12 protein-coding genes are annotated in these 12,064 nt (G+C 72.3%); all 12 read left to right on the top strand.

The features are described 5' to 3' along the window. Positions 1–85 precede the first annotated feature (85 nt). The 12 genes from ABGB21_RS25295 (at position 86) to ABGB21_RS25240 (ending at position 11,957) form a co-directional block, all read left to right on the top strand. Positions 86–1,495, top strand: a complete 1,410-nt coding sequence (locus tag ABGB21_RS25295) for a putative peptidoglycan glycosyltransferase FtsW (protein WP_347679882.1) — start codon at positions 86–88, stop codon at positions 1,493–1,495. Then, on the top strand, positions 1,495–2,601 hold the full coding sequence (gene murG, locus ABGB21_RS25290) for an undecaprenyldiphospho-muramoylpentapeptide beta-N-acetylglucosaminyltransferase (protein WP_347656971.1): 1,107 nt from the start codon (positions 1,495–1,497) through the stop codon (positions 2,599–2,601). Before ABGB21_RS25295 ends, murG begins: the two co-directional genes overlap by 1 nt. A gap of 94 nt (positions 2,602–2,695) precedes the next feature. Continuing rightward, positions 2,696–4,156: a UDP-N-acetylmuramate--L-alanine ligase gene (murC, locus tag ABGB21_RS25285; protein ID WP_347656970.1), complete on the top strand. Its 1,461-nt coding sequence runs from the start codon at positions 2,696–2,698 to the stop codon at positions 4,154–4,156. After that, positions 4,153–5,070 carry an FtsQ-type POTRA domain-containing protein gene (locus tag ABGB21_RS25280; protein WP_347679858.1) on the top strand — a complete coding sequence of 306 codons (918 nt, stop codon included), beginning with the start codon at positions 4,153–4,155 and terminating at the stop codon, positions 5,068–5,070. The genes murC and ABGB21_RS25280 overlap by 4 nt, the downstream gene beginning before the upstream one ends. A gap of 255 nt (positions 5,071–5,325) precedes the next feature. After that, complete coding sequence (gene ftsZ / locus ABGB21_RS25275; protein ID WP_347656968.1) at positions 5,326–6,438, top strand: cell division protein FtsZ; 1,113 nt, start codon at positions 5,326–5,328, stop codon at positions 6,436–6,438. Positions 6,439–6,447: 9 nt separating this feature from the next. After that, positions 6,448–7,200, top strand: coding sequence for a YggS family pyridoxal phosphate-dependent enzyme (locus tag ABGB21_RS25270; RefSeq protein ID WP_347656967.1), 753 nt, complete (start codon positions 6,448–6,450; stop codon positions 7,198–7,200). A gap of 192 nt (positions 7,201–7,392) precedes the next feature. Beyond that, a complete protein-coding gene (sepF, locus tag ABGB21_RS25265) occupies positions 7,393–8,112 on the top strand; it encodes a cell division protein SepF (RefSeq protein ID WP_347679856.1) in 720 nt (239 codons plus the stop codon). A gap of 18 nt (positions 8,113–8,130) precedes the next feature. Next, positions 8,131–8,436, top strand: a complete 306-nt coding sequence (locus tag ABGB21_RS25260) for a YggT family protein (protein ID WP_347656965.1) — start codon at positions 8,131–8,133, stop codon at positions 8,434–8,436. A gap of 40 nt (positions 8,437–8,476) precedes the next feature. Then, entirely contained in the window at positions 8,477–9,283 is an 807-nt protein-coding gene (locus ABGB21_RS25255) for a DivIVA domain-containing protein (RefSeq protein WP_347656964.1), read from the top strand. Between the two features lie 87 nt (positions 9,284–9,370). Beyond that, positions 9,371–10,063: a hypothetical protein gene (locus ABGB21_RS25250; protein ID WP_347679854.1), complete on the top strand. Its 693-nt coding sequence runs from the start codon at positions 9,371–9,373 to the stop codon at positions 10,061–10,063. Between the two features lie 60 nt (positions 10,064–10,123). Further along, on the top strand, positions 10,124–10,429 hold the full coding sequence (locus tag ABGB21_RS25245) for a DUF167 domain-containing protein (protein WP_347656962.1): 306 nt from the start codon (positions 10,124–10,126) through the stop codon (positions 10,427–10,429). 25 nt (positions 10,430–10,454) lie between these two features. After that, the gene (locus tag ABGB21_RS25240) at positions 10,455–11,957 is read left to right on the top strand and encodes a potassium/proton antiporter (protein ID WP_347679852.1); all 1,503 of its coding nucleotides are present in this window, start codon (positions 10,455–10,457) and stop codon (positions 11,955–11,957) included. The last annotated feature ends 107 nt before the right edge of the window (positions 11,958–12,064 follow it).

The raw sequence follows: 12,064 nt of genomic DNA, 5'->3' as shown, positions 1-12,064 counted from the left end.
CGGTGGCGTTGCGGACCCGGCCCGGGCGGGCGGCGGCGATCCGCCGTACCCGCCGGTCGGCTCCGGCGTCGGCCTGGCCGGCGGCCTGGCCGCGCTGCGTGGGCTGCTGGCCCGACCGCTCGCCTCCTACTACCTGCTGATCTCCAGCTCCGGGCTGCTGCTGCTGATCGGCCTGACCATGGTCTTCTCGGCCACCAGCGTCCAGGCGCTCGCCACCGACGGCAACCCGTTCACGATGTTCGCCAAGCAGGCGCTGTTCGCGTTGATCGGGCTCGGCGCCTTCTGGGCCTGCCAACGGCTGCCGGCCAGCACCTTCCGGTCCATCGCGTTGCCGACCCTCGGCGTCGCGGTGGTGCTGCTGGTCCTGCTCGACGCGCTGCACGCGCTCGGCAGGCTCACCGGCAACGCCAGCTTCGGGCCCTTCGAGGCGGAACTGCTCTGGCTGATCATCGGCCCGATCCAGGTGCAGCCCTCCGAGCTGGCGAAGTTCGGCCTGGTCCTCTGGGGTGCCGACATGATCGCCCGGAAGGGGGCGGCGCTGGGCTGGTGGCGGGAACTCGCCACCCCGCTCTTCCCCGCCGTGGGTCTGCTCTTCGTCCTGGTCGGCTACAACGACCTCGGCACCATGCTCTGCCTGCTCGCGATCGTCGTCGGTCTGCTCTGGGCGGCCGGGGTCCGCAAGCGGGTCTTCGCCGTGCTGTCGCTGCTCGGACTGGTCGGCGTCGGCCTGCTGGTCGCCGCCGCCTCGCTTGGCGCCGGCTCCGGCGAACAGGGCGAGCGGAACTACCGGCTGGCCCGGCTGACCATGTTCATCAACCCGCCGCCGCCCGACGAATGCGGCCTCGACGGCTGCTACCAGTACCTGCAGGCCCGGTACGCGATCGACAACGGCGGCTGGTTCGGCGTCGGACTCGGCAAGAGTGTGCTCAAGTGGGACTGGCTGCCCGCCGCGCACAACGACTTCATCTTCGCCATCCTCGCCGAGGAACTCGGGGTGGTCGGCTGTGCGGTGGTACTCAGCCTCTTCGCCGTGTTGACGTACACCGGGCTGCGGATCGCCCGCCGGGTCGCCGACCCGTTCCGGCGGCTCGCCGCCACCGCCGCCACCGCCTGGCTGGTCGGCCAGGCCGTGATCAACATCGGCGGGGTGGTCGGCCTGCTGCCGATCACCGGCCTGCCGCTGCCGTTCATCTCCGACGGCGGAAGCGCCCTGGTCGTGACGATGGCCGCGGTCGGCATGCTGGCCTCCTTCGCCCGCGCCGAACCGGAGGCGGCGCGAGCCCTGCACGCCCGTCCGGCGCCGCGATGGGTCCGACTAGTCTGGGCCCCGTTGCCGCCGCTTCCCTCGGCGCGCCGACGCGGGCCGCTGCCCGCCCAGGCCCGCCGGGAACCCGGATCCGAGACCGGAAAGCGGCGGGAGACCGGGGCCGGGCCAACGGGTGGCCGGGCGAGGAGAGGGCGCGCCGGTACGACGGCGGCCGAGAGGAGACGCTGATGGGTTCGCTGCGGTCGGTGGTGCTCGCGGGAGGCGGCACGGGTGGGCACGTCTACCCGCTGCTGGCGTTTGCCGACTGCCTGCGCCGACACGACCCGGGGGTACGCGTCACCTGCCTCGGTACGCCGAAGGGAATGGAGAACGACCTGATTCCCCCGCACGGCTACGATCTGCGGCAGATTCCGGCGTATCAGCTGCCCCGGTCCGTCAACATGAACCTGATGCGTACTCCGGACCGGATGTGGAAAGCTGCCCGGGCCGCCGGAAAGGTGATCGACGAGGTACGCGCCGACGTCGTCATCGGGTTCGGCGGCTACGTCTCGGTGCCCGCCTACCTCGCCGCCTGGCGTCGTGAACTGCCGATCGTGATCCACGAGGTGAACGTGCCGCCGGGCATCGCCAACCGGCTCGGCATGCGGTTCACCAAGAACCTCGCGCTCGGCTTTCCGCACCAGCCGCAGCAGGCCGAGTCGCTGCGCAACGGCCGGGTGGTCGGAGTGCCGCTGCGGCGCGGCATCACCGGACTGGACCGGATGGCCCAGCGGGCCGCCGCCCGGCAGCATTTCGGCCTCCACCCGGACCTGCCGACCCTCTTCGTGGCCGGCGGCTCGTCGGGGGCCCGGTCGATCAACCTGGCGCTCGCCGGGGCGGCCAAGTCGCTCGCCTACGCCGGAATCCAGGTGCTGCACGTGATCGGCGCCCGCAACGAGCCGGTCAGCATCCCCCGTGACCTGCCGGTGCCGTACGTGACGCTGCCGTACCTCTCCCAGATCGAACTGGGCTACGCCGCCGCCGACCTGATGCTGGCCCGGGGCGGCGCGATGACCTGTGCCGAGGTGGCGGCGGTCGGCCTGCCCACGGTCTACGTGCCGTACCCGCACAGCAACCAGGAGCAGCGACGCAACGCGTTGCCGGTCGTCGAGGCCGGCGGTGGCGTGCTGGTCGACGACTCCGAGATGACCCCCGCCTGGGTGGAGCAGAACATCATCCCGCTGATCCGGGACCCGCGGCGGCTCTACGCGATGGGTAATGCCGCCGCGGCGTACGGCCGGCGCGACGGCGACGAGGCACTGCTCGACTTCGTCTACGAGGCGGTGACCCGGTGAGGCGACACGACGACGTCACGGTGGGACGGATCCGGTCCCGGCGCGCTGACCCGATGCCCGGGTCCGACCGGCCGACGAGTGGAAGGCTGGGGTCATGAACACCGCGCAGTTCAGTCCGGTCGGCACCCTGGCCGCCGAGGACCTGGGCACCGTACACCTGATCGGGGTCGGCGGGGTCGGGATGAGCGGGTTGGCCCGCCTGCTGCTGACCCGGGGCATCCGGGTCTCCGGCAGCGAGCTGCGGGAGTGGCCCGCGCTGGCCGGGCTGCGGGCCCTTGGCGGCACCATCCACATGAGTCACGACGCGACCAACCTGGACGGCGTCGACACCGTGGTCTACTCGACCGCGATCCCGCAGGACCATCTGGAGCTGGTCACCGCCCGGGAACGTGGGCTGCGGGTGCTGCACCGGTCGGAGGCGCTGGCCGCGGCGATGACCGGCCGGCGGACCATCGCGGTCGCCGGCACCCACGGCAAGACCACCACCACGTCGATGGCGACGCTGATCCTGCAGCGGGCCGGCCTGGACCCGTCGTTCGTGATCGGCGGGGAGATCTCCGAGGTGGGCTCCAACGCCCACCACGGCAGCGGCGAGTACTTCGTCGCCGAGGCCGACGAGAGCGACCGCTCCTTCCTGCTCTACCGGCCGTTCGTCTCGATCATCACCAACATCGACGAGGATCACCTCAACACGTACGGGGACTACGCCGGTCTGGAGGCGGCCTTCGCCGACTTCGCCCGGCTGACCGACCCGGACGGGTTCGTGGTGACCTGCGCCGACGACCCGGGCACCCGGCGGATGGCCGAGGTGCTGCGCGCCGAGGGTCGGACGGTCTACACCTACGGCACGGCGGACGACGCGGACCTGCGGCTGACCGACCTCGCCTCCTCGGCCGCCGGGCTGCGCTACCGGGCGACGATGGACGGGGAGTCGCTGGGCGAGATCCGCCTCCCGGTCCCCGGCAGCCACCTCGGGCTGAACAGCGCCGCCGCGGTGCTCACCGCCCGCAAGCTCGGGATCGGGCTGGACTGCGTGGTCTCCAGCCTCGCCGCCTTCCCCGGGGTACGCCGTCGCTTCGAGCGCAAGGGCGCCGTCGACGGGGTCCAGGTCTACGACGAGTACGCGTACCACCCGACCTCGATGACCGCCGCGCTGAAGACGCTGCGGGAGGTGGCCGGCGACGGGCGGCTGATCGTGGTCTTCCAGCCGTACCGGGTCTACCGCACCCGGGACCTGCAGGCGGAGCTGGCCGAGGCGCTGGCCATCGCCGACGAGGTGCTGGTGCTGGAGGTCTTCGGCCCGGGTGAGGTCCGGGCGCCGGGCGAGGGCGGGGTCGCGTTGACCGACGCGATCGCCCTGCCGCCGGAGCGCAAGATGTTCGTGCCGTCCTGGGAGGACGTGCCGGCCGAGGTGGCCCGGCGGGCCGCCCAGGGTGACGTGGTGGTGACGATGGGCGCGCCACCGATCTCGCTGATGGGTGACGAGCTGCTGGCCGCGCTCGCCGACCGGCCGGCGGGCACCGGCCCGGACGTGGCGACCCCGCACGCCGGATGAGTCCTGGTTCGGGCGGCCGGTCCGGCGGCGCCGGTTCGTCCCGGGACCGGTCGGGGACCCCGTCGGCCCGACGCGGCGGTCCGGCCCCGGCCGGCCGGGCGCCGCGCCCCCGGGCCACCGGCGGCCGGGGCGGGTCGGCCAGGTCCGGTGCCCGGGGTGCCGAGCGGGGCTGGCGGCTGGTCCGGGCCGGTAGCGACGCCGTACCGCCGTCGGTGCGCCGGTTCACCCAGCGGGCCCGGCAGCGGCGGTTGCGTGCCGCGCTGCCGTGGACGGTGCTCGCCGGGGTGCTGGTGCTCGTCCTGGCCGGCGCCTGGCTGGTGTACGGGACGGCGGTCTTCGGGGTCCGCAACGTCCGGGTGGTCGGGGTCGCCCTGCTGACGCCGGAGCAGGTCCGGCAGGCGGTCGGGGTGAGCGGCGACACGCCGTTGGCCCGGGTCGACCTCGCGGCGGTCCGGGCCCGGGTCGCCCAACTGCCGCCGGTGGCCCGGGTGACGGTCTCCCGGGGCTGGCCGGGCACGCTGGTGGTCGAGGTGGTCGAGCGGACCCCGGTCGCGGTGGTGCCGCAGGACCGGCGGTTCCTGGTGGTCGACGGTTCCGGGGTGGTGTTCCAGACCCGGGCCGACCGACCGGCGGAGCTGCCGGTGGCCCGGGTCGCCAGGCCCGGACCGGAGGACGTCTCGACCCGGGCGGCGCTGGAGGTGCTGGCCGCGTTGACCCCGGAACTGCGGGAGCGGCTCGCCGAGGTGGTGGTGGAGGCGCCGGCCCGGATCACGGTCCGACTGCAGCGCGGTCGTACGCTGCTGTGGGGCGACTCGTCGCGCAGCGACACCAAGGCCCAGGTGGCCACGTCGTTGCTGGGTGAGAAGGGCGACACCATCGACGTCCGTACCCCGGACGTGGTGACGATCCGCTGATCCCGCGACGCGCCGGGGTGGCCGCCCCGGGGGTGGATTGTGGGCGGGCGCGCCGACACGCCGCGCAGGTCCTTGGCTCCCGCCGCGCGTACGCATACGTTGCCCGGAGAGGATCAATGGTTGACATAACTGTAGACCTCTAGTAGAGGGTGAGGGTTACCCTTCGCCTCCTCGTACCGAAGGTTGTCGGCCTCGCCCCGGCCGGATCGCCGGGCGGGGTGGCGCCCCCCGCCGAGATCGAAGGAAAGGACCCCGATGACACCTCCGCACAACTACCTGGCGGTCATCAAGGTCGTCGGCATTGGTGGCGGCGGAGTCAACGCCGTCAACCGGATGATCGAGGTCGGGCTCAAGGGCGTCGAGTTCATCGCGATCAACACCGACGCCCAGGCACTGCTGATGAGCGACGCCGACGTCAAGCTCGACGTGGGCCGGGAGCTGACCCGGGGGCTGGGCGCCGGCGCCAACCCCGACGTCGGCAAGAACGCCGCCGAGGACCACCGCGACGAGATCGAGGAGGTACTCAAGGGCGCCGACATGGTTTTCGTCACCTGTGGCGAGGGTGGCGGCACCGGCACCGGCGGTGCGCCGGTGGTGGCCAACATCGCCCGTAAGCTCGGCGCGCTGACCATCGGTGTGGTCACCCGGCCGTTCTCCTTCGAGGGCAAGCGGCGTCAGGTCCAGGCCGAGGCCGGTATCGACGAGCTGCGCAACCAGTGCGACACGCTGATCGTGATCCCCAACGATCGGCTGCTCGCCCTCGGCGACCGGGGGATCAGCATGATGGACGCCTTCCGGCAGGCGGACCAGGTGTTGCTCTCCGGTGTGCAGGGCATCACCGACCTGATCACCACCCCTGGTCTGATCAACCTGGACTTCGCCGACGTGAAGAGCGTGATGAGCGGCGCCGGCAGCGCGCTGATGGGGATCGGCAGCGCCAGGGGGGACAACCGGGCGGTGGAGGCGGCCGAAGCGGCCATCTCCAGCCCGCTGCTGGAGCAGAGCATGGACGGGGCCCGGGGCGTGCTGCTCTCCATCGCCGGCGGCTCCGACCTCGGTCTCTTCGAGATCAACGACGCCGCCCAGTTGGTCACCGACGCGGCTCACCCGGACGCCAACATCATCTTCGGTGCGGTCATCGACGACGCGCTCGGCGACGAGGTGCGGGTGACCGTGATCGCGGCCGGCTTCGACGGCGGCGCCCCGGCGTACAAGCCGGTCGACGCGGCGCGTAAGCCCGGGCAGCCGGCCGTGCCGCATGCGGCGACCCCGGTGTCGTCGCCGCCCGTCGCGACGCCGAGTCCGCAGCCGCGCCGGGTCCTCTTCGACGACGTGGACGTCCCCGACTTTCTCAAGAACGGCTCCTGACCACACGCGATGGCCCCACCACCCCTTCCGGCGCCGGACGCGCGCCGGGCGCAACTCGCGGAGAACCTGACCTCGGTACGGGCCCGGATCGACCGGGCCTGCGTCGCCGCCGGCCGGGATCCGGCCGAGGTCACCATGGTCGCGGTGACCAAAACGTACCCGGCTGACGACGTCGTGTCACTGGCCGGGCTCGGGGTCACCGACGTGGGAGAGAACCGGGACCAGGAGGCGGCCCCGAAGGCTGCCGAGGTCTCGGCGGCCGGGGTGGACGTCCGGTGGCACTTCGTCGGCCAGGTGCAGCGCAACAAGGCCCGTTCGGTGGTGCGGTACGCCGACCTGGTCCATTCGGTCGACAGCGTCCGGCTGGCGGTCGCCCTCGGTGAGGCGGCGGACCGGCACCGGGACCGGGACCGGCCGCTGGCGGCGCTGGTCCAGGTCAACCTGGACGGTGCCGCCGACCGGGGCGGGGCGCTGGTCGGCGGCGGTGACCGGGACCGGGAGGTCGGGGCGGTGGCCGCCGCGCTCGCCGGCCGTCCGGAGCTGCGACTGTCCGGGGTGATGGCGGTCGCGCCGCTGGACTGGGAACCGGAGCGGGCGTTTGCCCGGCTGGCCGAGGTGGCCGCCGGGCTGCGGGCCGACCATCCGGACGCCGTCGTGGTCTCGGCGGGGATGAGTGGTGACCTGGAGGCGGCGATCCGCCACGGCGCGACACATGTGCGGATCGGTAGCGCGTTGCTCGGAATGCGTAGCACGCTGCGGTAGCCTGACAACCGGACACCAAACTACATCAGTGTTGTTTGAGGCGGCATCCCCACTGTCGGGGGGCTGGGTGTGGCCGGATCAACGGCCGTGCCGGGGTTGACGTCTCAGGCCGGTGGGCACTGCAGTGTTCACGCGCGTGACAGTGGCACGGCACGGGGGTGTGTCGCAGGCGGCGGACGGAGGGGCGCGGCGATGGGTGCACTGCGCAAGGCGGGGGTCTGGCTCGGACTCGTGGAGGAGGACGACGAGCGGACCTACGACGACGGTGGTTACGAGAAGGGTGGCTACCGCGAGTCGCGCTACCGGCAGAGTCGGTACGCCGACGAGTTCGCCGACGACGACGACGAGCAGGACAGCCCGCCGCCGCCCCGGTCCCGGGTCGGTGAGCGCGGCCGGCTCTCCGAGCGCGGTGTGGGCCGCGGCGCCGACCACGACCGGTCGGAGTCGGACCGTCCGGAGCGGACCGAGCGCGCCGAGCGATCGGAACGGACCGAGCGGGCCAGCGTCCGCTCGATCAGCCGCTCCGGTTCGACCGACGGGTCGAGCGGACTGACGTACCCCACCCGGGACAACCTCGCCCTTGCTCCGCAGGCCCAGGTGCGGGAGCGGGTGGTGCCGCCGGAGCCGGAGCAGCGCTACCAGATCACCACTCTGCACGTCACCACGTACCGGGAGGGGCGCACCATCGGTGAGCACTTCCGGGACGGTGTCCCAGTGATCATCAACCTCACCGAGATGGACGAGGCGGATGCCCGCCGATTGGTCGATTTCGCGGCCGGCCTGGCCTTCGGGCTGCGGGGTACGATCGAGCGCGTGACCAACCGGGTGTTCCTGCTCTCACCGGCCAATGTCCAGGTCACCGCGGAGGACAAGGCCAAGATCGCTGAGGGCGGGTTTTTCAGCCTGAGTTAGCCCAACCGAGGGATCACGTTGCTGAACATCCTGTTTCAGGTTCTCTACCTGGTTCTGTACGTCTTCCTTGTGGTGCTTTTGGCCCGTTTTGTCTTAAGTGCCGTCCTGCAGTACGGTCGCCGTTGGCAGCCGGGCCGGGGTGCGTCGGCCGGAATGGAGTCGGTGTGGAGCGTCACTGATCCGCCCCTCAAGGCGTTGAGGCGTGTGATCCCTCCATTGCGAATTGGTACCGTGAGCATCGACCTGGCCTCCCTTGTGCTCCTGGTTATCCTGTTCGTGCTGATGAGATTCGTGCTAGAGCCGCTGATCAGGTCCACGATTTGACCAGCGCGCTACGCGGCCGCAACTGACCCGAGGAGTTTCGATGCCGCTGACCCCGGCCGACGTCCACAACGTCGCCTTCAAGAAGCCGCCGATCGGCAAGCGGGGGTATGACGAGGAAGAAGTCGACGCTTTTCTGGACGAGGTCGAGCGCGAGCTCGCCCGTCTGATCGAGGAGAACAACGAGCTTCGCGCCCAGGTGGAGCGCGGCGGCCGCGGCGGCGCGCCAGCCGGGCCGGGCGCCGACCCGCGACTGGCCGCCGAGCTCAACGACGTCAAGGCCCAGCTCGACCGGGTGCAGCGCGACAAGGCGGCGGCCGAGCAGGCGGCCCGGGCGATGCAGGCCGAACTGGAGCAGGTGCGGGCCCAGGGCGGTCCGGCGGTGACCGGCGACGGCGAGCAGCAGGCCCTGCGGGTGCTGATGATGGCCCAGCGGACCGCTGACGACCATGTCTCGGACGCCCGCCGGGAGGCCGACAAGCTGCTCTCCGACGCCCGGACCAAGGCCGAGGAGGTCACCCGGGAGGCGCGGGCCAAGGCCGACGCGCTGGAGCGGGACGCCCGCCAGCGGCACCAGGAGGCGATGGGTGGCCTCGACGCCAAGCGGACCGCGCTGCAGAAGCACATCGAGGAGCTGAAGCAGTTCGAGCGGGAGTACCGCACCCGCCTCAAGGCGTACCTGGAGAGCCAGCTGCGGGACCTCGATGGTCGCGGCCAGGGCCTCGAGGTGGAGATGACCCGGACCGACGGCAATCGGTCCGGCGGCTCCACCCCGGGTCTGGCCACCGCGGGCCTGGCCAACTCCTACGGCGCGGGTGGACGCTCCGGCGCGCTCGAGGCCGGTCGCTGACCCCGGTCGGCACCATGGTTGATTCCGGGTCGACAGCAGGGGCGTCGTCCCGTATGACAACTGGAAACGATGTGTCGGGGGTGAGCGGTGATAGTCGGCAGTCTGTTGCTCATCCTCGTCGCCGTCACGTTGCTCGTGCTCGGCCTGGCGATCGGGTCGAGTGGGCTGCTGATCAGCTCGATCGCGGCGAGTCTGCTGGCCGCGGTCGCGCTGGTGGTGGGGGCCCGGCAGGCCGCGACGGGTCGGGGCGGACTTGTCGGTGACGACGGAATGGCGGTGGGTGGCGACGGCGAGGTGCCCGGCGGGGCCCGCCCTCGCCGGCCCCCGACCAACACCCGGGTCGCGCCGACCGACGCCCGGGTGGCTGGCGGTCACTCCACCGGCCCGGCCGCGACGGTGCTGACCGAGCCACTACAGGTTCCGGTGCCCGCCCAGACGATCCGGTCCGGCGCGGCGCTCGACGACTCCGGCTGGCGGCAACCGGCCGGCGGGTCGGCGCCGACCGGCACCGGACCGGACGGGCAGTCGGCGGAGGACGATCCCGGCGACGAGCCGGCGGCACAGCAGGTCTCGCCGGTTGACGCGGCAGCGGTGGCGACGCTGACCGCCGAGGTGTACGTCGTCGACGGCCGGCCCCGCTACCACCTGGCGGACTGCCCCCACCTGGACGGCCGGCAGAGCGAACCACTGCCGGTGGGTGAGGCGGCCGAGCTGGGATTCACCCCGTGCGGCCGCTGCGAGCCGGCCAGCACGTTGCTCGCCGACGCGCCGCCACGCTGAGCCGGACGGAACGTCGATGGCCGAGGTGTCGACCACCGGTACGACCCTGGCCGGGCCGCCGTGACGGCGGCCGGCCCGCGCACCGTCGCGGTACGGGTCAAACCCGGTTCGTCCCGGGCCCGGGTCGGTGGCCGCTTCGACGGTCCGTACGGTCCGGCCCTGGTGATCGCGGTGAATCAGCCCGCGGTCGACGGCCGGGCCACCGAGGCGGCCCGGCGGGCGTTGGCCGAGGCGCTGCGGCTGCGCCCGGCCGCGGTGACGCTGCGCACCGGCGCGGCGAGTCGCGACAAACTCTTCGTGGTGGACGGGCCGGCCCAGGAGGTCGACGCGCGACTGCGCGAACTCCGGGACGGATCCGTTCGGTGACGGCGGGGCCCCGGGTGGGGCAGCCGTGACCGAGCGGCTCGACGCCGCCCTGCTGATCGGTGCGGCGGTGCTGCTCGTCGCGGTCGGCGCGGTCCGGGTCTCCACCCGGCTCGGGGTACCCAGCCTGCTGGTCTACCTCGCGATCGGGGTGGCCATCGGCGAGGACGGCCTGGGGATCCGTTTCGACGACGCCGAACTGACCCGGGCCCTGGGCTTCTGCGCGCTGATCGTGATCATCGCCGAGGGCGGGCTGACCTCCCGGTGGAGTGCGCTGCGACCGGTGCTCGGCGTCGCCGGCCTACTGGCGACGCTCGGCGTGGTGGTCAGCATCGCAGTCGTGGGCGTGGTGGTCCATTTCCTGCTCGGGGTGGACTGGCGGCTCGCGTTGCTCTACGGCGCGGTGCTCTCCTCCACCGACGCGGCGGCGGTTTTCGCCACCCTGCGCTGGTTGCGGCTGCCACCCCGACTGGTGGCGACGCTGGAGGCCGAGTCGGGGATGAACGACGCCCCGGCGGTGCTGCTTGTCGTCCTGCTCTCCACCTCGACGTTCAGCGGACACGCCTGGTGGCAGGACGCTCTGCTGCTCGGCTACGAACTGGTGGTCGGGGTCGGCTTCGGGTTCGGTGTCGGGATGCTCGGCCGGTGGACCCTGCGCCGGGCCGCGCTGCCGTCCTCCGGGCTCTACCCGATCGCCGCGGTGGGACTGACCGTGCTCGCGTACGGGGTCGCCACGGTGCTGCACGCCTCCGGCTTCATCGCGGTCTACGTCGCCGGGGTGATCCTCGGCAACTCCCGGTTGCCGCACCGGCAGGCGATCCTCGGCTTTGCCGACGGCCTGGCCTGGATCGCGCAGATCGGGCTCTTCGTGCTGCTCGGCCTGCTGAGTGCGCCGTCCCGGCTGGCGGACGCGGTGTGGCCGGCGGTGGTCACCGGCCTGGCACTGGTCCTGCTGGCCCGACCGCTGGCGGTGCTGGCCTGCACGGTCTGGTTCCGGGCCGGTCCCCGGCAGCAGGCGTTCCTCTCCTGGGCGGGACTGCGCGGTGCGGTGCCGATCGTGCTGGCCACCATCCCGCTCTCCGAGGGGGTGCCCGGGGCGGTGCCGCTCTTCGACGCGGTTTTTGTCCTCGTGGTGATCTTCACGTTGTTGCAGACCGGTACGCTCGCCCCGGCGGCCCGCTGGCTGCGACTCACCGCCGCGGCCGAGCCTGCGGAACTGCGGGTGGAGACGGCGCCGTTGGAGCGGATGCAGGCCGATCTGTTGCAGTTGGAGATTCCGGCCGGGTCCCGGCTGGTCGGGGTGCACCTCGACGAGCTGCGGCTGCCGGTGGGGGCGTCGGTGACGCTGGTCGCCCGGGACGGGGTGGGATTCGTGCCGGCGCCGGACACCCGGTTGAAGGTCGGGGACAGCCTGTTGATCGTCGCCACCGCCCGGGTACGGGACGAGGTCGAGCGCCGGCTGCGGGCGATCAGCCGACGGGGTCGACTGGCCCGCTGGCTCGGCGAGTACGGCGAGGAGCGCGACGACTAACCCGCTGTACCTTTTGCCTGGTTGGTGGGTTATTTCCGGTGGAAAAGCGTAACATCGGTGCGGCATGTTGTCGGACGCCTGTACGTTCCGTATTCTTGCCAACCTCC

Source organism: Plantactinospora sp. B24E8 (genome assembly GCF_039871735.1).
In the GTDB taxonomy this organism is placed as follows: Bacteria; Actinomycetota; Actinomycetes; order Mycobacteriales; family Micromonosporaceae; genus Plantactinospora.
This window is presented reverse-complemented; position numbering and strand designations above follow the sequence as displayed.